This is a genomic window from Shimia sp. (assembly GCF_039969785.1).
GTDB lineage: Bacteria > Pseudomonadota > Alphaproteobacteria > Rhodobacterales > Rhodobacteraceae > Shimia.
Map to the genome: position 1 here is coordinate 110,717 of NZ_JBDVNC010000044.1, position 20,230 is coordinate 130,946.

Annotated in this window: 24 protein-coding genes; 17 read left to right on the forward strand and 7 right to left on the reverse strand. The window is 57.6% G+C overall.

The window, feature by feature from the left end:
• Positions 1–111 precede the first annotated feature (111 nt).
• The 13 genes from ffh (at position 112) to ABJI08_RS19765 (ending at position 8,983) form a co-directional block, all read left to right on the forward strand.
• On the forward strand, positions 112–1,626 hold the full coding sequence (ffh, locus tag ABJI08_RS19705) for a signal recognition particle protein (RefSeq protein ID WP_348403564.1): 1,515 nt from the start codon (positions 112–114) through the stop codon (positions 1,624–1,626).
• Entirely contained in the window at positions 1,627–2,151 is a 525-nt protein-coding gene (locus tag ABJI08_RS19710) for a GNAT family N-acetyltransferase (RefSeq protein WP_348403565.1), read from the forward strand.
• On the forward strand, positions 2,148–2,687 hold the full coding sequence (locus tag ABJI08_RS19715) for a GNAT family N-acetyltransferase (protein WP_348403566.1): 540 nt from the start codon (positions 2,148–2,150) through the stop codon (positions 2,685–2,687). Before ABJI08_RS19710 ends, ABJI08_RS19715 begins: the two co-directional genes overlap by 4 nt.
• Positions 2,684–3,202 carry a GNAT family N-acetyltransferase gene (locus ABJI08_RS19720; RefSeq protein WP_348403567.1) on the forward strand — a complete coding sequence of 173 codons (519 nt, stop codon included), beginning with the start codon at positions 2,684–2,686 and terminating at the stop codon, positions 3,200–3,202. Before ABJI08_RS19715 ends, ABJI08_RS19720 begins: the two co-directional genes overlap by 4 nt.
• Complete coding sequence (locus ABJI08_RS19725; RefSeq protein WP_348403568.1) at positions 3,202–3,807, forward strand: GNAT family N-acetyltransferase; 606 nt, start codon at positions 3,202–3,204, stop codon at positions 3,805–3,807. Before ABJI08_RS19720 ends, ABJI08_RS19725 begins: the two co-directional genes overlap by 1 nt.
• Before the next feature lie 96 nt (positions 3,808–3,903).
• Positions 3,904–4,200: a chorismate mutase gene (locus tag ABJI08_RS19730; RefSeq protein ID WP_348403569.1), complete on the forward strand. Its 297-nt coding sequence runs from the start codon at positions 3,904–3,906 to the stop codon at positions 4,198–4,200.
• A 61-nt stretch (positions 4,201–4,261) separates the two neighbouring features.
• Positions 4,262–4,627, forward strand: coding sequence for a 30S ribosomal protein S16 (rpsP, locus tag ABJI08_RS19735; protein ID WP_348403570.1), 366 nt, complete (start codon positions 4,262–4,264; stop codon positions 4,625–4,627).
• 324 nt (positions 4,628–4,951) lie between these two features.
• Positions 4,952–5,455: a ribosome maturation factor RimM gene (gene rimM / locus ABJI08_RS19740; RefSeq protein WP_348403571.1), complete on the forward strand. Its 504-nt coding sequence runs from the start codon at positions 4,952–4,954 to the stop codon at positions 5,453–5,455.
• Positions 5,456–5,457: 2 nt separating this feature from the next.
• Positions 5,458–5,745 carry a hypothetical protein gene (locus tag ABJI08_RS19745; protein WP_348403572.1) on the forward strand — a complete coding sequence of 96 codons (288 nt, stop codon included), beginning with the start codon at positions 5,458–5,460 and terminating at the stop codon, positions 5,743–5,745.
• Between the two features lie 4 nt (positions 5,746–5,749).
• Positions 5,750–6,553, forward strand: coding sequence for a hypothetical protein (locus ABJI08_RS19750; RefSeq protein ID WP_348403573.1), 804 nt, complete (start codon positions 5,750–5,752; stop codon positions 6,551–6,553).
• Positions 6,554–6,555: 2 nt separating this feature from the next.
• Complete coding sequence (locus ABJI08_RS19755; protein WP_348403574.1) at positions 6,556–7,353, forward strand: sulfotransferase; 798 nt, start codon at positions 6,556–6,558, stop codon at positions 7,351–7,353.
• A 12-nt stretch (positions 7,354–7,365) separates the two neighbouring features.
• On the forward strand, positions 7,366–8,163 hold the full coding sequence (trmD, locus tag ABJI08_RS19760; protein WP_348403575.1) for a tRNA (guanosine(37)-N1)-methyltransferase TrmD: 798 nt from the start codon (positions 7,366–7,368) through the stop codon (positions 8,161–8,163).
• A 64-nt stretch (positions 8,164–8,227) separates the two neighbouring features.
• A complete protein-coding gene (locus tag ABJI08_RS19765) occupies positions 8,228–8,983 on the forward strand; it encodes a TylF/MycF/NovP-related O-methyltransferase (protein ID WP_348403576.1) in 756 nt (251 codons plus the stop codon).
• A gap of 6 nt (positions 8,984–8,989) precedes the next feature.
• Here the strand turns inward: ABJI08_RS19765 and ABJI08_RS19770 are convergent, their stop codons facing one another.
• Positions 8,990–10,282, reverse strand: a complete 1,293-nt coding sequence (locus tag ABJI08_RS19770; protein WP_348403577.1) for an FAD-dependent oxidoreductase — start codon at positions 10,280–10,282, stop codon at positions 8,990–8,992.
• Between the two features lie 25 nt (positions 10,283–10,307).
• Positions 10,308–11,123: a GH25 family lysozyme gene (locus ABJI08_RS19775; RefSeq protein WP_348403612.1), complete on the reverse strand. Its 816-nt coding sequence runs from the start codon at positions 11,121–11,123 to the stop codon at positions 10,308–10,310.
• A 407-nt stretch (positions 11,124–11,530) separates the two neighbouring features.
• Here ABJI08_RS19775 and rplS point away from each other — a divergent pair, with 407 nt between their 5' ends.
• From rplS to ABJI08_RS19790, 3 genes are all read left to right on the forward strand, one after another.
• Positions 11,531–11,905 (forward strand): 50S ribosomal protein L19, encoded by a 375-nt coding sequence (gene rplS, locus ABJI08_RS19780; protein ID WP_348403578.1) that lies wholly within the window; start codon positions 11,531–11,533, stop codon positions 11,903–11,905.
• A gap of 11 nt (positions 11,906–11,916) precedes the next feature.
• A complete protein-coding gene (gene rpmE / locus ABJI08_RS19785; RefSeq protein WP_348403579.1) occupies positions 11,917–12,138 on the forward strand; it encodes a 50S ribosomal protein L31 in 222 nt (73 codons plus the stop codon).
• Between the two features lie 140 nt (positions 12,139–12,278).
• Positions 12,279–14,018 carry an adenylate/guanylate cyclase domain-containing protein gene (locus ABJI08_RS19790; protein WP_348403580.1) on the forward strand — a complete coding sequence of 580 codons (1,740 nt, stop codon included), beginning with the start codon at positions 12,279–12,281 and terminating at the stop codon, positions 14,016–14,018.
• 4 nt (positions 14,019–14,022) lie between these two features.
• Here the strand turns inward: ABJI08_RS19790 and ABJI08_RS19795 are convergent, their stop codons facing one another.
• The 4 genes from ABJI08_RS19795 to ABJI08_RS19810 form a co-directional block, all read right to left on the reverse strand.
• Positions 14,023–14,499, reverse strand: coding sequence for a DUF2269 domain-containing protein (locus ABJI08_RS19795; RefSeq protein WP_348403581.1), 477 nt, complete (start codon positions 14,497–14,499; stop codon positions 14,023–14,025).
• On the reverse strand, positions 14,499–15,827 hold the full coding sequence (locus tag ABJI08_RS19800; RefSeq protein WP_348403582.1) for an SDR family oxidoreductase: 1,329 nt from the start codon (positions 15,825–15,827) through the stop codon (positions 14,499–14,501). The genes ABJI08_RS19795 and ABJI08_RS19800 overlap by 1 nt, the downstream gene beginning before the upstream one ends.
• A 72-nt stretch (positions 15,828–15,899) precedes the next feature.
• Positions 15,900–17,120 (reverse strand): MFS transporter, encoded by a 1,221-nt coding sequence (locus ABJI08_RS19805; RefSeq protein WP_348403583.1) that lies wholly within the window; start codon positions 17,118–17,120, stop codon positions 15,900–15,902.
• 215 nt (positions 17,121–17,335) lie between these two features.
• On the reverse strand, positions 17,336–18,259 hold the full coding sequence (locus ABJI08_RS19810; protein ID WP_348403584.1) for a LysR substrate-binding domain-containing protein: 924 nt from the start codon (positions 18,257–18,259) through the stop codon (positions 17,336–17,338).
• Between ABJI08_RS19810 and ABJI08_RS19815 the strand changes: the two genes are divergently transcribed.
• On the forward strand, positions 18,252–18,686 hold the full coding sequence (locus ABJI08_RS19815) for a DUF4242 domain-containing protein (protein WP_348403585.1): 435 nt from the start codon (positions 18,252–18,254) through the stop codon (positions 18,684–18,686). The two genes, ABJI08_RS19810 and ABJI08_RS19815, sit on opposite strands and share 8 nt — an antisense overlap.
• A gap of 352 nt (positions 18,687–19,038) precedes the next feature.
• Here the strand turns inward: ABJI08_RS19815 and ABJI08_RS19820 are convergent, their stop codons facing one another.
• Positions 19,039–20,181 (reverse strand): PLP-dependent transferase, encoded by a 1,143-nt coding sequence (locus tag ABJI08_RS19820; protein WP_348403586.1) that lies wholly within the window; start codon positions 20,179–20,181, stop codon positions 19,039–19,041.
• Positions 20,182–20,230: the final 49 nt, after the last annotated feature.

Genomic DNA, 20,230 nt, shown 5'->3' on the forward strand with positions numbered 1-20,230 from the left:
GCCGGGATCGCCCCCCATCAGCGCGTCGCGCCCATGGGGGACATTGGCGTTTGGGCGGTCCGTCCTTATGTACGGGTCAGATAGTAACGGGCAGTATAGGAGCCGGTAGCGATGTTTGAAAATCTAAGCGAACGCCTCTCTGGGGTCTTTGACCGTCTGACGAAACAGGGCGCGCTCTCCGAAGACGACGTCAAAACCGCCCTGCGCGAGGTGCGCGTCGCGCTGCTTGAGGCCGATGTCTCGCTGCCTGTCGCGCGCAATTTTGTCAAAGCGGTTCAGGAAAAAGCCACCGGTCAGGCCGTGACCAAGTCGATCACCCCGGGTCAGCAGGTCGTCAAGATCGTGCATGACGAACTTCAGCACGTTCTGCAGGGCGACAATGACGAACCCGGCGAGCTGAAAATCGACAACGCCCCGGCCCCGATCCTGATGGTGGGTCTGCAAGGCTCTGGTAAAACCACCACCACCGGTAAGCTTGCCAAACGCCTGACCGAGAAAAACGGCAAACGCGTGCTGATGGCCAGCCTCGACATCTACCGCCCCGCTGCGCAGCAACAGCTGGCGGTTCTGGGCACGCAAGTGGGCGTCGACACGCTGCCAATCGTGCCCGGCGAAACCGCGGTTCAGATCGCCAAGCGCGCCAAACAACAGGCCACGCTGGGGGGTTATGACGTCTATATGCTCGACACCGCCGGTCGTCTTCAGATCGACGAAGTGTTGATGCAAGAGGTCGAAGATGTCCGCGACGCAGTCAACCCCCGCGAAACACTGCTTGTGGTTGATGGGCTGACCGGTCAGGTCGCGGTTGAGGTTGCCGAAGAATTTGACGGCAAGATCGGCATTTCCGGCGTGGTCCTCACCCGGATGGACGGCGACGGCCGTGGCGGTGCGGCGCTGTCGATGCGCGCAGTCACCGGCAAGCCGATTAAATTCGTCGGTCTTGGCGAAAAAATGGACGCGCTGGAAACCTTTGAGCCTGAGCGTATCGCAGGCCGCATTCTGGGCATGGGTGACATTGTTGCGCTGGTCGAAAAAGCTCAGGAAACCATCGAGGCTGAACAAGCCGAACGCATGATGAAGCGGTTCCAAAAAGGCCGCTTCAACCTGAACGACATGAAAATGCAGCTTGAGCAGATGCAGAAAATGGGCGGCATGGAAGGCGTTATGGGCATGATGCCCGGCATGGCCAAAATGGCCAAAAACGTGCAGGACGCCGGATTTGACGACCGCACCATCGTGCGCCAGATCGCCATGATCCAGTCGATGACCAAACTTGAGCGCGCCAATCCCCAGATCCTTCAAGCCTCGCGCAAAAAGCGGATTGCCAAAGGCTCCGGCATGGAAGTGTCCGACCTGAACAAGCTTCTGAAGATGCAGCGCCAGATGGGCGACATGATGAAGAAGATGGGCAAGATGGGCAAAGGCGGCATGATGAAACAGGCCATGAAAGGCATGTTTGGAAAAGGCGGTCCCAGCCCCGAAGAAATGGCCGCAGGCATGGACCCCAAGGCAATGGAACAAGCCGCCAAAGCGCTTGGCGGCAGAGGTGGTATGCCCGGCGGTCTGCCCGGTCTTGGCGGCGGCGGCCTGCCCCCCGGTCTCTCTGGCTTTGGAAAGAAAAAGTAAGTGACACTGGCCTCGGTCATATCCACGCCGCGTTTGCGGCTGCGTCGGCCCGAGCCATCGGACCTGCCTGCGTATACGGCCTATTACATGGGCCCGCGTAGTCATTTTGTACGCGGTCCGTATACCGAGGATGAATGTTTCGAGAAATTCGCCACCGTTTTAGGCCATTGGCAAATCCGCGACTACGGACGCTATACGATCACGCTTGATGATACAGCCATTGGCCATGTCGGCCCGCTGGGCATTGACGCCAATAAACCACCTGAACTGACATGGACCCTCTGGGATGGCGCGCACGAAGGCAACGGATATGCCACCGAAGCCGCCATCGCCATGCGCGATCATCTGTTGGGTGATCAGGGCTGGCCACTGCTGGAAATTCTGGTGCAGCCAGATAACAAACCCTCGGTGCGCGTGGCCGAAAAGCTTGGGGCACAACTGACCGATCTGCCTGCCCCTGACTGGTATCCTGGCTGTCTGACCTATCATCTGACATCTGAAAGCATTGGCGAGGCGCTGCAATGACCGCGCCCATCCTGACCACAGATCGCCTGATCCTGCGCAAACCAAACGCACAGGATGCCGACGCCGCGCTCGCGTTTTTTCAGTCTGATCGCTCACGCTATGTCGGTGGTCCCCATTCGCTGGGCGCCGCATGGCGCAGCTTTGCCGGCGAAATTGGCCACTGGGACATTCGCGGCTATGGCATGTGGACTGTGACGCTCAAAGATACAGGCCGCGCCATTGGTCTGGTGGGCCCGTGGCACCCTGCCGACTGGCCTGAATTTGAAATTGGCTGGTTGCTGTTTGATGACGCAGACCAGGGTCACGGCTTTGCCGCCGAAGCGGCCCGCGCGGCGCTCGACTATGCCTTTGTGGCCCTGAACCAGCCCACCGTGGTCAGCTATATCGCCCCCGCCAACAGCGCATCCATTGCGCTCGCCGAACGGCTTGGCGCCACGCTGGACAAAGATGCGGCTCAACCCCATCCCGACAAACCCTGTCTGGTCTATCGCCACGCGGCTGATGACAACGACGGCAGTCCGGAGGCCTATGCATGACCTCCTTTACCATTCCCACGGTCGAGACCGAAAACCTGATCCTGCGTGCACACCGCACCGAAGATCTGCCTGCGGTGGTCGAATTCTTCGCATCTGAACGCGCTGAAAGCGTTGGCGGTCAGATGGACGAAGGCGACTGCTGGCGCGCGATGCTGCGCGGAGCGGGGCACTGGGCTTTGCGGGGCTATGGCCTGTGGTATATTCAGGACAAGGCAACCGGCAAGGTTGCTGGCTGGGCGGGTGTTCTGCACCACATCGAATGGCCCGAACCCGAACTGGCCTGGACCCTCTTTGAAGGTTTCGAAGGCAAAGGCGTGGCATTTGAAGCCGCCACTGCCGCCCGTCTTTATGCGGCCCGTCATTTTGATCTGAACGCTCTGATCAGCCTGATAGCCCCCGAAAACACACGATCACTGGCCCTTGCTGCGCGACTGGGTGCCACCTTTGAGCGTGAAACAGTTGTGAATGGATACAACTGTCACCTCTACCGCCATCCCAAAGTGGAGACCGCGTAATGGCCACCGAAAACATCCCCGTCCTTGAAACCCAACGTCTGATCCTGCGCGGCCCCGCGCCCGAGGATTACCCGAACTTCAAGGCCACCTTTGCCTCATACCGTTCGCGATTCATGGGCGGTCCTCTCAATGCCTATGAAACATGGATGCTCTATGCCGCTGAAATCGGCCATTGGAACATTCGCGGCTATGGCATGTGGATGATCCACGACAAGGTGACGGATGAAACCTATGGCATGGCCGGTGGCTGGATGCCCGCCGCGTGGCCGGAAAAAGAGATCGCATGGATCATCTGGCCGGATGCTGCCGGACACGGCTATGCGCTTGAGGCGCTGCATGCGGCGCGCAAGTATTTTTATGGCACGCTGGGCTGGGACGGCGCGGTGTCTTACCTCGACCCCAAAAACCTCGACTCGATCCGCCTTGCGGAACGCCTTGGTGCGGTCAAAGACAAAGAGGCACCTTCGGTTGACGGGCATGACGTGGTCTATCGCCACCCCAGCGCCGAGAATTTGACCAACAGCCAGATCAATCACGGCATCGAAATGGAAATCAGCCACTACGCCGATCCGATGTTCAAACCGAAAGGCTATGCGCTTGACTGATGCTCTGACCCGTTCGCCGGTGTTTGTCACCGACGTAATACCGACGCAATACCGACGCGCTGCCGACGGTGGTTTTTCACTCAATGGAGGCCCAGGATGACCGACGCTGCAAATCGCGCCGCTGAGGTGCTCAAAGAGCATCGCGAAAGCATCGACCGGCTCGATGCCATCCTCGTCTATACGCTGGGCGAACGGTTTAAACACACGCAGGCTGTCGGGAAACTGAAAGCCGAACACGACCTTCCCCCGTCCGATCCCAGCCGCGAAGCGGATCAGATCGCACGGCTCGAAGATTTGGCAAAACGGGCCAATCTGGACCCCGAATTCGCCAAGAATTTTCTGAACTTCGTCATCGCTGAAGTCATTCAGCATCACAAGAAACACAAAGCATAACAATTCCGTAGGTCGGACAAATTTGTCCGACCTACCAGCGCCATTCAAAGGAGAATTCACCATGGCCATGAAAATTCGTCTCGCCCGCGGCGGCTCGAAAAAACGTCCCTTCTATCGCGTCGTTGCTGCCGACAGCCGCATGCCACGCGATGGCCGTTTCATCGAAAAGCTCGGCACATATAACCCGCTGCTGCCTAAAGACAGCGAAGAGCGCGTAAAACTGAACATGGAACGCGTTCAGTACTGGCTCGACCAGGGCGCTCAGCCTACAGATCGTGTTGCACGTTTCCTCGAAGCGTCCGGCACCCTGGACAAGAAGGCCCGCAACAACCCAACCAAGGGTGAGCCTGGCGAAAAAGCCAAAGCCCGCGTCGAAGAAAAAGCTGCCAAGGCCGCTGAAGCTGCTGAAGAGCCTGCTGAGGGTTAATAAGCCAGCGTTCGAATGAACCCGAGCACGCTCAGATCATTCGGCGCACGTGGATCAGCCTTTAGCTGCCGACGCTCATGCTACAAACCACTTGTCGAGGCACGTCATACCACGTGCCTCGATTTTTTTTGGGCGGCTCGAAGTGTTTGACAGCCATTCGGTTCTGTTGCCCTGACCACATTTTCCTTGGAATGCTTGCACCTGATTCCGATCGCGTTTGCAATCAAAACCCCACCTCGATCCGTCCCTTCTCTCTTGCGTCCGCCATCCGGATCGGGGACAAAGACCGGATGGCTTCACGCGTGACAATCCAAGAGAAAACAAATGACTGAGCTGGTGTGTGTCGGCGCGATTGCTGGCGCTTATGGTGTCCGGGGCGAAGTGCGCCTCAAGAGTTTCACCGCCGAGGCTGAGGCCATCGTCGACTATGCCCCGCTGACAAGTGAAGATGGCGCGCACAGCTACAACGTCACGCTAACCCGCGCGATCAAAAACGGGCTTGCCGCACGATTATCGGGCGTGTCCAGCAAAGAACAGGCCGACGCGCTCAAAGGCCTGCGCCTGTTTGTGCCGCGCGACCGGTTGCCAGTTCTGGACGATGACGAATACTACTATGCGGACCTTGTCGGGCTAGAGGTACGCGACACAGGCGGCACCGTTCTGGGTCACGTGAAATCCGTGCAAAATCACGGTGCAACAGACCTGTTGGAAATTCACGGTGCAGGCCTAAAGGCCACGGTGCTATTGCCCTTCACTCACGCCGCCGTACCCACTATCGACATGACCGCCCGCCGTATTGTGGCCGACCCGCCCGAGGGCCTTTTCTGACCATGTCCGGCGGGCCTCTCAGCCCACTGGGTGCCACTCTGTTGCCACGTACCGATCATACCGAAGGGTATCTGCTGCTGGCACTTCACGTATTTTCCCGACCTGACGTCGATCCAACACCAATAATACACAGTGATCTCAAAGCCCCCTTTTACAAAGCAATTGCCCGCGCGGACCCGGTCATTGCCAAAGCAGCCCTTGCACTTGACGCGCGTTTGCCGGACCATCTGTTTGAAACCGCACGCTCAGACCTGACCAAAACCGCAACACTCAAAGACAAAGACGCCTGACCCCATGAAACGCATTCTGATCCATGCTGGATTTCACAAGACCGGCACCACAAGCGTCCAGCAAACGTTATTACACAACACCAGAACGCTGCGGCGCAACTTTCAGATCTTCACCCGCAAAAACATGACCGGTGCATGCGAAGCGGCGCGCTCCTACTCCGCAAGCCGCAACATGGCAGATTTGCTGGTGTTCACGGCGGAAATGACCGGAGTTTTTGAACAAGTTGACGTTCAGGATACGCGCCCTGTTATTATCTCGTCTGAGGACTTGTCCGGGTATATGCCGGGGCGACGCGGGCTTTCAACATACAGCGCCGCACCCATATTGATGAAGGCGATCACCGAAACCGCAAACCGCGTTTTCAATTCTCAGCCCGAACTAATCTTCTATTTCTCAACCCGCGAACCGCAAAGCTGGCTGCGCTCGTGCTATGCCCAGCATGTGCGCGTCATCCGCATAACGCAAACGCTTGAGGAATATCAGAAGGAACAAGCCGCCTCTGCCGATCTGGGCCGTATCATTGACGGCGTGCGTCTGGCAGTGGCACCGCATCGGGTGGTCGCCAGCTCTCTGGAAGACAATGCGCCCCGCCCTCTAGGGCCACTGGCGGCTGTGTTTGATGCATTGTCGGTTCCCAGCAAAATCCGTCGCCGCCTGTCAGTTCTTCCGCCTGCGAACGTGTCTCTGCCACAAGAGCTTTTGAACGAATTTCTGGCCGCCAATCAATCTGATCTGGATGACGCCACCGTCGCCAAAGCCAAGACAGAGGCGCGCCGCATCTGGCTGACCGGAACAGCTGACGCCTGACTATGGTGTTTTCCACAAAGCCCATTATTCTGCATGCCGGGTTTCACAAAACCGGAACGTCCAGTCTGCAACAAACGCTCAAGGCCAATCGGGCTGTTCTCAAGCGGACCTGCAACATTGTTCTCAAGTTTCGACTGCAAGAGATTTTGCGTGCCACGCGGGGCTATTCCACATGGCGCGACCCGCTGTCGCTGGCCAAGATCAGCCACCGCGCGGACACGTGGCTGACCGACCAGCCTGACTACCGCCATCGCGGTCTGATTGCCTCTGCCGAGGAGTTTGTGGGACACATGCCCGGTCGCGAAGGGGTCGACGACTATTCCGCATCGCTGACGTTGTTGCCGGACTTGCTCGCCGCGTTTCAACGGCGCTACGAACACCCCGACCTGCACATTGTTTTTACCACCCGCCAGCCCGACACGTGGCTGCACAGCGCCTATTGGGAACATGTCAAATCGTCCTCTATGACCATGTCGCTGGATGCCTTTCTAAGGCAATTCTCACAAGCCGCCGAATTCTCGCCCCTGCTGGATCAACTGGCGGAACGTATTGCCCCGGTGCCGCTTCATCGCATCGCTTTGGAAGACTGGCGGCACACCCCGCTTGGTCTGGCCGAACCGGTTGTGGCTTTGGCTGGATATCCCGCGCAAGACATGCAAAACCTTACACCTATCGCGCCCGTTAACACGCGCCTACCCAATGAGGCGCTACAGGAATTGCTGGACCTCAACCGCAATATCAGCGACAGGGAAGCCCGAAATCAGGCCAAACAGGCGCTGATGGCCCGCTTTGACACTTGAAAAGAGACTGACGTGACCGACACACCCAGATCACACGGACGCAAGTCGATCACCGCTTCTTTCAAACCACGCGAACTGATGACGCAAAATCCGCGACTGGCCAATATCTGGACCGCACGGATTATCACGCTATTTCCTCAGGCCTTCCCCGGCGTTCTGGGCGAAAGTCTGACCGGCAAGGCGCTGAAGGATGGCAAGTGGCAGTTGGAAACTACCGACTTGCGTAACTTCGGCGTTGGCAAACACCGCAACGTCGACGGCACGCCCGCCGGCGGTGGCGCAGGCATGGTCTTGCGCCCGGATGTTCTGGGCAATGCAATTGATCACACAATGCGCGGCGCGCGTGGCAACTGGCCGTTGGTGTACCTGTCTCCACGTGGGCGCCGCTTTGATCAGAAAATGGCCCGCAGCTGGAGCCAGCTGGATGGCATCACCATGCTGTGCGGCCGGTTTGAAGGCGTGGATCAGCGCGTGCTGGATCATTACGGCATCATGGAAGTATCGCTGGGTGATTTTGTCCTGACAGGTGGCGAGATCGCGGCACAAGCCATGATTGATGCGACCGTGCGCTTGTTGCCTTCGGTGCTGGGCAATGCTGAAAGCATCGAGGAAGAAAGCCATTCCAACGGGTTGCTGGAACATCCGCAATACACCCGCCCGGCCGAATGGAACGGCCATCCGATCCCGGATGTATTGATGTCAGGCCATCATGGCCACGTCGAAAAGTGGCGCCATGACATGGCCAAATCGATCACCCGTGAACGCCGCCCCGATATGTGGGCAGCGTACGACATGTCGAAAGAAGATTGACAAGCGCGGGGGTTGCCGCAGAACGTAGCCAACGGGCGCAGAATAAAAAAGACTGGAGACTTGAGTGTTTTACGGAGATTTCAGCGACGAAAAAGCAGATAAGTTCCGAGCGGCATTGCAAACCTTGCGCGAATGCTGTGGTCCAATCTACGCGGCTGACAACCTGATTGGCCTGCAGCGCGCTGCGGGTTTTCGCGAAGATCCGCGATTTAACGAAGCGTTGCAGGCCACCGCTGAAACCGATCAGGAACGCTCTTTGGCCTGGCGTCTTCATTCGTTGCTCTGGGCCGCGCAGAACGCAATGCACGTCCCGGGGGATTTCGTGGAATGCGGTGTCTACAAAGGGTTCAGTTTCCACTTTCTGACCACGTATCTGAACTTCAACGATGTCGACAAAACCCTTTACCTTTATGACACATACCAAGGTATTCCCGAGGAAATGAACTCTGAAAACAGGTCCAATTCCGTCTATGAACGCGACACGGACAAAGATCCTGACGCCATTCTAAATCTGGTAAAGAACCGTTTTCGGAACGTCTCCAATGTGCAAATAATTCAGGGGATGGTGCCGGACAGCTTTGAACAATCCAGCCCGGACAAGATTTCCCTTTTGCATATCGATATGAATTCCGCCGCATCCGAGCTTGCCGCTTTAGAGGCGTTGTTTGATCGGGTGCAGCCCGGCGGCATGATCTTGTTCGATGATTACGGCTGGACCGGATACGCGGCGCAACGTCACGCGGAAAACGCGTTTATGGCGGCACGTAACCATCACATTCTTGAACTTCCAACCGGTCAGGGGCTGGTCGTAAAACACTAAGAGACGTCACAATTCGTCCGTGCCAAGCCCGTTGACACCCAACGCCCTAAGCGTGACAACAAGCGCCGCTGTATCGACCTCCTGGACCGACACGCCAGCAGTCAACGCCATCGCAGCCGCCGTACCGGTTGCCTGTCCCATCGCCATGCATTGCGGCATGCCCCGGACCGAGGCAAACGCCACCGGATCAGCAGAAATAATCCGCCCCGCAAACATCAGGTTCTCAATCGCCTTGGGCACCAGTGCGCGGAACGGAATGCTGTAATACGCCCCTGCGCCTACAATCGCCTCATGCGTCATCTCGCTGCTGCGCATCACGTCGTCAATCGGGTTGTCACAACACACAATCCCGTCCTCAAATCGGGTCGCGGCCGCCAGATCAGCCCCCGTGACCTGATACATTCCTTCCAGTTTTCGGGTTTCGCGCACGCCAACCGTCGGGCCCAGATACGCCATACGCGCCTGTTCAAACCCGGGCACATCGCTGCGCAGAAATTCTGCCAGTTGCAAACAGCGCCTGCGCCCTTCCTGCGTTGCGCGTGCGACCGCAAGCGCATCGGTGCCGTCCACATTGCGAATGACCACGGAATTGCAAAACACCGTATCGCGGTGAAACCCTTTCATCAGGTACAACTGCGCCAGATCCGGGTGCAACCGCCCCTCGGCAATCCCCTTTTGGGCAAAGCGTCTGAAATAGGGATCGTTTTCGGAAAACACCCGGGTCCAGTCCGCATTCAGCATCTGAAAACTCAGCGTGACCCCCATCACATTGCCCTCCGCATCCCCAACGGTAAACGGAACGCCAGCCCTGGCTGAAATGTCGCCGTCCCCGGAGCAATCGATCACGATTTTGGCGGAAACTTCGTGCACACCGTGCCGGTCACTGACCTCGACTGCGCTGATCCGGGGGCCTTGCATAACGGGGGCAAGCGCGGTGGTGTTCAAACGCACCTGCACCCCTGCCTCTTCGAGCATTTCGAACATCGTGATTGTCGCAAGATCGTGGTCATATTGAATTTCGGGGCCGAAATTCTCCAACGTACAGGAGCGTTTTTCAGCCGCGGGCGGCGACATTGCAAACAGCCGTTCTGCCAGTTCCTCGATCAGGCCGCCAACAATACGATCCTTGGGATAGGCCGCGCCCCACGGCATGCCGGGGCAAAAAGCCATGACCCCGCCCACCTTTGGACTGCTTTCAATCAGACAGACATCCAAGCCCTGCCGCCCGGCCGCAACAGCCGCGCCAAACCCGGCCGTGCCGCCACCGATGACCAAAACGTCCGTTTGCCAGCGCTGCATTGTCTGCTCCCCGCTCTAAGCCCGCTCAGCGGCGGGCAATCCACTGTCCAAATCCCTCTGGCGTGCCGCGGAACACGTTGATGTCCACCTTGCCGTCAATACCGGGCACCAACCCGGTGCCGGTATACTGCCAGAACGTCCAATAGGCGCCCGGGTAAACATGGATCGGATGGCCCGCAACGGACCGCAACCAGAGTTCCGTGCCAGAAAGTCGCCCAATCCCCGTGTCACGATAGAAATCGACGGTTGTGTAAACAACCGGGCGGCGCCCGTAATGCGCCTCCAGAATGTTCAGGAATGTGCGCGCCTCTGCCATGACTTCCTTACCGCTTGGACGCCGCTTGCAGGTGCGCGATCGGGGGTTCCACTCCATGTCCAGCACATGCGGCAGCTCACCGCCCTTGGGCACATGTTGAATGAACCAGCGCGCCTGTTCCTGAGGCGTGCGACAGAAATAGTAATAGTGATACGCCCCCCAAGGCACGCCAGCCCGCTGTGCGCCAATCCGGTGCGTGTCAAATTTCGGGTCGGCCACATCGCCGCCTTCGGTGGCCTTGATAAAGGCAAAGCTCACGCCCGATTGTTTGGCCGTCGCCCAATCGATTTCGCCCTGCCAGCGCGAAATATCAATCCCGTGGATCGGATAGCTTGTTGGCCGCCGCCCATCCCACTCATGTGGATCAGCATCGCCAAATGTCGGATAGGTCGTGAATTGCTGCACCGGGTATGTTGGCACCACTTGTGCGGCAGCCTGTGTCTCATGAGGTGAAAGCTCTGGCGTGCGCCGGCCACAGGCCGACACCAGAGTCGCCAAGACACACACGGCAAGGATAAGACGCATCATAAAGTTCTTTCTGAAAAAATGCCCGTCGCGCCGGGGTATCCCAATTAGATCGGAACAGCGTAGCAGAATTCAACTGCCAATCCTGCCAGCAGACACCGATTGGCAGATTTTCACCACCTGCCTGCCTGTTTTCCCCGCTTGCCCGGTGAAACCCCTTGATCGACGCATGCAAACTGCGTAAAGCACCCCTTGTTCGGAATCGTTTTTCGCGGCTCCGGGCGTTTGGTCTATTGCAAACACCGTCACGGGCTTCTTCGTCCGGCATTGGCGACGCAAGCGACCAGAACCCAAGGAATGACGACCTGAACTCTGGCGGGCGCTGCGGCGGACCCGGAAGAAGACCAAGAGCTCTGAGGCGCAGCAAACTTCGTGGACAAACCACGAGCATATAAGGAGATGGTCAGATGAACCTGATCGCACAGCTGGAGGCGGAACAAGTTGCCGCCCTGGGGAAAGACATCCCCGATTTCAAAGCCGGTGACACCATCCGCGTCGGTTTTAAAGTGACCGAAGGGTCGCGCACCCGTGTTCAGAACTACGAAGGCGTCTGCATCAGCCGTAAAAACGGCGACGGCATTGCCGGTTCGTTCACCGTTCGTAAGATTTCGTTTGGCGAAGGCGTGGAACGTGTGTTCCCCCTGTTCTCGACCAACATCGATTCGATCACCGTCGTGCGCCGTGGCCGCGTTCGTCGTGCCAAGCTGTACTACCTGCGTGCCCGTCGCGGTAAATCGGCCCGTATCGCCGAAGACAGCACCTATAAGCCGAAGAAAGCGTAAGGAGCGGTATCATGAAAAAAGACACTCATCCCGAATACCACATCATCGACGTCAAAATGACCGATGGCACCATCTTTCAGATGCGTTCGACATGGGGCAACGAAGGCGACACGCTGGCGTTGGACGTTGATCCAACCGTGCACCCTGCATGGAATGGCGGCAACACCCGCTTGATGGATGCCGGTGGTCGCGTATCCAAGTTTAAAAAGAAATACGAAGGTCTGGGCTTCTAAGCTTCCCAACTTTATTTCGAATGAGACGCCGCATCCCATATCGGGTGCGGCGTTTTTGTTTTGTGGACAGCGCTTTGTATTTTCAGTCCCCCATGTCAAAGTGACGATCACGGTTTCTGTGAACTTAAAAGGGACATCGGGTGCAGCGCAAACTGGCAGCGATCATGGCCATTGATGTCGTCGGGTATTCCCGCCTGATGGCTCAGGACGAAGTGGCAACGCTGACTGCCTTGCAGCAAAACCTGACCCGCGTGTTCAAACCTGCCGTCAAAGCCAGCAACGGTCGCATCGTCAAGCTGATGGGCGACGGCGCATTGGTGGAATTCGCCAGCATCATGGACGCCGCGCAATGCGCGTTGTCGCTCCAGACCCAACCGGAAACACCGGTCAGCGGGCTGGAGACACACCTGAGTTTCCGCATCGGTCTGAACGTCGGGGACATTATCCGGCAAGGTGACGATATATTCGGGGATGGTGTGAATATTGCCGCCCGCCTCGAGGCGCTCGCCCCTCCCGGGGGCATTGCCATCTCAGCCGCCGCGCATGCCTATCTGGCCCCCCGTCTGGAACAACAGTTTCAGGACGCGGGCACACATCAGCTTAGGAATATTCCGGCCCCGGTCGCGGTTCTGACATGGGCGCCGCACAACACGCCAGTCCGGTCTTCGGCCCCCGCCCCCGTGCGCTTTCACAAAGCATCCATTGTGGTTCTGGCCTTTGACAACATGTCCGGCGATCCCGATCAGGAGTTCTTTTCGGACGGCCTTGCCGAAGACATCATCACCGAGCTTTCGCATTTCAGCGAATTTTTCGTCATCGCCCGCAATACCAGCTTCACCTTCAAAGGGCGCGCCGTAAAAACCGATGAAGTATGCCGTGAGCTTGGGGTGCGCTACCTGTTGGAAGGGTCGGTCAGAAAGGCTGGCAATCGGGTGCGTGTCACCGCTCAGCTGATCGAAGGCAACACAGGGGCGCATCTGTGGGCCAACCGGTATGACCGCAATCTCGATGACATCTTTGCTGTTCAGGATGAGATTACCCAATCCATTGTCGCCGCCGTCGCACCTCAGGCGCTCAGCGCGGAAACACATCGGTCACGACGCAAAAATGACGCCGAAACCAACGCTTGGGAAAAGGGTCTTCTGGGGCGCTGGCATATCGGGCGCATGACGCAACAGGACAACGCGCTGGCCCAACGATATGCCAGCGACGCAATTGCGCTGGACGCCCGGCTGTCAGATGCGCATGCCACGCTGTCTCTGGCCAAGCTGCACGCCATGTTGCACATCTGGCGCCCGGACACCAAAACCGCCATTGCCGAAGCCATCCAACACGGTCAGGACGCCATTAAGGCGGATGAGGCTGACGCGGCCGCGCACAGCATACTGGGCATGGCCTATATGTTTGGTCGCCAGTACGACAAAGCCCCCATTCATCTTGATCAGGCGATTAAACTCAATCCAAATCTGGCCAACGCATACGGTGTTTTCGCCGCGTTCCATGGCGTGTCGCGCGCCTACGAACCGTCCAGGGCAAACGCCGAAAAAGCACGCTCCCTCAGCCCGCATGACGTCAATCAGGCATTCTGGTCCGGCGGATTTGGGATCGCGGCCTATCTGGATGGCGATTACGACCGCTGCATTCAGATCAGCCAGCGCGTATTGGCCGAATTTCCCGGCTATGCCTCTTCGCTTCGACAACTGGCCGCCGCACAGGCGATGTCAGGGGATCAGACCGCCGCACAAGAGACCATGCAGCGCCTGATGACGTCCATGCCCGGCCTGACCGTGTCTATGACCCGGCATATCGTGCCCATCAGATACCCGGACGACCATGAACACTGGCTTCAAGGTCTGCGACTTGCTGGCATGCCCGAATAAACGGTCATAATGACAGCGTCGGTCGTGCAACCATAAGCCAGACCAGCACCATAATCGCAGCGAATGCCGGAATGCCACATGCGAACCATATGCGATACAACCGGTGATACCTGGCACTCAACTCTTGTCCAGCAGCGCTCAGACGCAGCGCTTCATCCCGCAACCTGATCTGGATAAACACCACCGGAACCCAGAACAGGCCGATGAAAACGTAGAGCGCGACGGACAGCACAATCCAGCCCTCACTCAGTGGCCAGCCAAGCACTATCGCCAGACCCACGCCTGTGAGCGGTTGCACAACCACAGCTGAGGCCGTGAACAAAAAATCGGCGACAACCACAATCTGGGCCGTGTGCGCAATCAACTCCACCCGCCCGGTCCGGTGCGCCATGACCATGAAAAAAGCGATGCCCGACCCGGTGCCGATCAGGACACAAGCCCCCAGCACATGCAGCCACCGCAGAATCTCCAGCCACGCCATCACCGCGACTCCAAAAGCACGCGTGCGACCAAGGCCAGAACCATCGACGGCAAAATCTTGACCAGCGGTCCCAACGGATCAAGCCACATATGCGGCACGCTCAACGTCGACGCCACCAGATAGAATAAACTGACACCGATCATGCCCCAACAAGCTGCCTTGGCGTAACGCCGCATCAGGATCAGCGCTGCCAACCCAAGATCCACCAGCGCCCAGAAAACCACACTGGCCACGGCAATCCCATGCGGCCACCCCACCTGTTCCAGAACCTGCGCCGCCGTGTTGGCGCGGACCAGTCCAATCGCGCCGGAAAGCGCCCAGAACACCGCCAGAACCGCGATGACAAGTGGCATCAAAAGGCTCATACGCGCCGCCAACCTGTCCTCAGTGCGCGCGGGCATTGATTGCAGCGTGCCAGTCAAAGGTCGCACCGCCCCAAGCTCCAGCGCCCGCCACGCGCCGGGATCGCCCCGCACCCCATCTTGCAACACCCTGAGCGCCGTACTGCGCAAGGGCGAACGCCAGCCCAACCGCGATAAAAAATCCGCCCCCTGCGCGACAACTGACACGCTCCACCCCGGCAAACGCAATTGCCAACGTGCGGGCGCAAAGCCGAGCCAGCCGCGCAAAGTTGCAACAAGATCGCTCAGATTATGCGGCGCGTCTTCAACTAGATCGCCTTCAAATCCCGGCGGAACCCGCCCGTCTATACCCGCCTCAACCGCACGCGCCACATCGGCAACTGACACCGTTTGAATTTGCGCGTTGGCCAATGCGATCGGTTGAACCAGCGGTATTGCCGCCAGCATACGCAATAACGCCGTGCCGCCATAGGCTTGTGGCGCCAACACCAAACCCGGTCGGAAAAGTCGATACTGACACCCAGACGCCCGGACCGCAGCGTCGCCAAACGCCTTAGTGGCCATAAACGCGGTATCTGCCTGCGCGTTGACCCCCACTGCTGAAATTTGCACAAGATTGATGTCACCCGTCGCACAAGCCTGCGCCAAAGCCGCAATGGCGTGGTGATGCACAGCTTGCAGATTGTCCCGGGGTCCGTCTTGTAAAGCGCCCGAACAATTCACCACGTCGGTGACGCCCTGCAATACGTCTGCCCAGTTGTCGGTGCTGGTCATGTCAGCCATGTCGCGCATAACCCAGTCCAGCCCTGGCAAAACCTGTTGCGCCATGCGCAGATCGCGCCCCATACCGCGCACGTCATATCCCCGGTCCATCAGATGGCGCGCGACACAGGCACCGATCAGCCCATATGCGCCTAAAACCAAAACCGTTTTTTGTGAGCGAACCTGTTCAGGCGCCTTGTGCATGCCGTAATCCCGACCTGTGTGACATCACCACCGAACACCACCGTATCCTGAAACACAACCATGCGAGGTCTGTTAGGCCATGCGTGCCACGGCACCACCACGTCGTCCACGCATCAGGATCATTAGCATGATCCCGATATTGAGGAAATTCCATGCAATCCCGTTCAGGAACGCCCATTCATAGGACCCGCTGATGTCGTAAATCCAACCCGACATCCATCCGCCCAGCGCCATGCCCAGAATGGTCGCCATCAACACGAATCCAACCCGGGCGCCCGCTTCTCGTGCGGGCATGTATTCGCGCACGACAAGCGCATATGCAGGCACAATGCCGCCCTGACTTAATCCAAACACCGCGCTGACCAGATAGAGCGGCACCAACCCGTCAAACGGAAGAAACAGAAACAGCGCCATGCATTGCAGCGCCGAACCTATCAACAAGGTCACAACTCCGCCCAGCTGATCCGCGACCAATCCCGAAATCAGGCGCGATACAACACCGCCCAGCAACATCAAAGCCAGCATTTCCGCGCCCACCGCAGGGCCATAGCCCAGATCGACACAGAAACTTACAATATGCACCTGAGGCATCGACATCGCCACGCAACACCCGATCCCGGCCATCCCCAATATCCATTGCAACGTGACAGGCCGGAACGGTGCCGCGCCCTGCCGGGCCAAATTTGCAGTGTCCTGTGCCGCAAAAGAATCTGCGGGCACCCGGCGCCGCAACAAAAGCGACAAGGGTGTCACCACCGCCAGCGTCAGAACCGCCAGCACCACAAACACGGCGCGCCAGCCATAATCGCTCAACACCCCGCTCAACAGAATGGGCCAGACCGCGCCAGACAGGTAGTTGCCACTTGCGGCAATCGCCACGGCAATGCCGCGGCGCTTCTGAAACCATTGCGAAATATCCGCTATCAGCGGGCCAAATCCAACCGCCGTGCCAAACCCCAGAAACAAATGCACAAACGACAACATCAAAATCGATTGCGACATCGCGGCAAGGCCGTAACTCAATGCACTCAGAACCGCCGCGCCGATCAGGGACAGCGTGATGCCCCACCGATCCACTGCACGTCCAATGGCGAAATTGCCCAGCGCAAACCCAACCATCGTCAGCGTATAAGGCAACGACGCATCGGCCCGATCAATGCCAAATTCGGTCTGAATGGCCGGCATGACCACGATCACCGCCCACATGCCCACATTGGCCACGACGGCAATCGCCAAAGTAACCCCAAGCCGCACCCAGCTATAGCGACTGTCAAGAATGCTGTGATCTGTCATCCCGCCACGCTAGGGCGCGCCAGTTCAGGTGTATAGCGCAAAAGCGACGCGTTAACCGACCCTACCGGATTGTGAAGGTGTTCCCCGTGTCACCACTTTGACCCAAACGCGAGAATGAACGCAAAACTGTCGTCTGCTCAGGGCGCGGCGCATTGCGTCTACAAGTCCGGGCTCACCGATGCTGCAGCTCGGGCCAATGTCCGTCATACGTCTAATCAGGATAACAAGTTTCCCATTCGCTGGATTTCGCTGCGCGTTTCGCCTGCCATGTTGCGAAGCCACGCAGCAAATCTCTGCACTTGGGGTCTCTTTGCGGCGTCAGGTCGAAACTGCATCCTGTATGGGTGCGGCGCAGTGATGTGCTGAGATGTAGGGAAAGGGGTGACAATCGTACCGTTTTCTAAATCGCTCAAGACCAAAGACATGCCACACACCAGAAAGCCTACATTCTGCCGCACGGCTTCTAGTGCAAGCCTGGCATTTGGATAATGAACGCCGCGATCCGGGCCGCTCTTGCGGTGACCAAATTTTTGAAACCACTCAACCCACCCAGGATGCTCTGAGCTTTCTTGCTGAACCTTCAGATGCAGCAGCGGCATTCCCTCCATCTGGAGGACCGGGTCCCAATCTGCAATTCGGCGCAGATTGTCGGGGCCGGTTACAGGCAGAAAAGCTTCGGTAAACAGCGGCTCACCGGGCCCGTCTCCGTAGTCGATGCGTATATCAGGTGTGCCCAATCTCAGCGGAACGTCTCCTGCTCCGTTTATACAGAACAAGATATTGGGATGCGCTTCACGAAACGCGTCAATACGTGGCGCCAGCCAAAGCTCAGCCCAATCGGGTTCGGCAACAATCTGAATTTCACTAACACGTTGAAAATCCAGAGTATCCGTCACGCGTTCAAGCGCCGCAAAAGCCAACTGTAAATCTGCAAGAGCGTGCTCAAGCTGTGGTGTTGGCCGCAATCCTGATCGCCCCCTCAGCAAGAGATCTGCGCCCAAAAAGTCTTCAAGTGTTCGAACGCGCTGCCCGACTGCAGCTGGCGTTATACCTAGCGTATCTGCCGCAGCTTTCAGCGAGCCCTTACGAATAGATAACTCGACCGCCTGGAGTGATTTTAGATGTGTTAGGGTGACCATTACTAAAGATTATCTTTATTCTGCAAAATATCAAGCACCTCAACTAAGGAAAATCTTTACCACGCTAAAGAAAATTGAGTTTTTATTTTCACTGTTACTCGTTCAGACTCACGGGGCGACATCACTTAAACCGACAAAGAAGATCAACAAAATGGAACGCTTCATCATCGAACGCGACATTCCAGGCATCGGCGAATTTTCCCTGACTGAGCTCTGCGGCGCTGCCCGTGCCTCAAATCAGGCGCTGGCAACAATAGGCCCCAGCATTCAATGGCAACATTCTTATGTGGCAGGCGAGAAAACGTTCTGTGTCTATCTGGCCGAGGGCGAAGAGGAGATTACCAAACATGCAGAACTGAGCGGCATTCCTGTGACGAACATCACTAGAATTTCGCAAATCATCGATCCGTTGACTGCAAACAACTAGGCCATTAGCGATTAGAAAGATACCGACGACGATAATCAGATGGTCGTCGGGTCTTTTGTAGTGCGGCGGTTTCTTTTTACTCAAGAAAACAAAACTCAGATGGTCGCTTCACCCCGTCAAACAAGTGTCTTCCGTCAGCATCATTGGCACTGCTTCAGCGAATACAAACTTATTCCCGCAATTTCGACATTTACACCGCCCGCGAAAAAGGCTGGCTCAGGCCAGCGGTTGCAGAGACCTTGAGGCACGACTACCCGATCAGCCCACAAAATGACACCGATGCAACACCGACATGATACCGACGTGTTGCCGATCCGGCTATTTCAGTTCGGGCTGGTACAAGCAAACGCGCCTATTGTCCCAGCGCCTGTGCCAGATCCGCGATCAGATCATCGGCATGTTCCGTCCCCACCGATACCCGCAGCAGATTGTCAGGGATGCCAGTATGCGACTCGATGGTATAGCGATGCTCAACCAGACTTTCGACGCCACCCAAAGATGTTGCCCGATGGAAAAGCTTAAGCTTTCCAGCAACTTGCAAGCTGTTTTCCCGCGTACCTTTGACCAACACTGACATCAGAAACCCAAATCCGCCTGGCATCTGGCGCGCCGCTATGTCATGCCCGGGATGGCTGGCAAGGCCGGGAAACAAAACCGCCTCGACCTGTGGATGATCTTCCAGAAAACTGGTAACTTTCAACGCATTATCACACATCCGCTCGACCCTGACTGGCAAAGTCCGCATGCCTCTTAACAACAACCACGCCTCAAACGCCCCCATAATAGCCCCTGCGCTGGTGCGGTCCGTGGCGATCTCTTCCCAAACCTGCGAAGGCTCGCGGCAAACCAAAACACCGCCCAACGCATCTGAGTGACCGTTGATCACTTTGGTGGTCGAATGCATCACGATATCCGCGCCAAATTTCAATGGGTTAGACAGAATTGGCGAGGCCGCAGTGCTGTCCACCGCCAACACTGCACCGCATCCATGCGCCGCTTTGGCCGCTGCGGCGATGTCTGCGATCTTCAGCCACGGGTTGGACGGCGTTTCGACCCACACAATCTGCGCCGCACCTTTGGCACAGACCGCGGCCAACGCATCGGGGTCGCTGGCGTCAACAACATCCATAACCACCTGGCGACGCTTACAAAAATCCTGAATCCATTTGGTGGTGCCCCAGTAGATACCGGATTGCACAACCACCCGTCCCCCGGTTGGAACCGTGCGAAACAGCGCCGCAATCGCCGCCATGCCGCTCGGAAACAAAAGCGCAGCCGCGCCCCCTTCGAGCTGTGCCAACAACTGCTCGGCCTGACGCACCGCATCATTGTGGTCCCGGCCATATGTGTTGTCCGCATTTATCAACCCATAGTCTTCGTCCCGTGCAAATGTCGTCGATGGCTGTATCGGCGGCACGACCCCCCCGCTCACCGGATCAATGGCGCCCCCGGCGCGCGCCAGCAGTGTATCGGGGTGCATATCTTTGGGGTCCATAACGCGTCGCTCCTTGATGGTTTCGCCAACTGTCTCGACATCGCAAAAA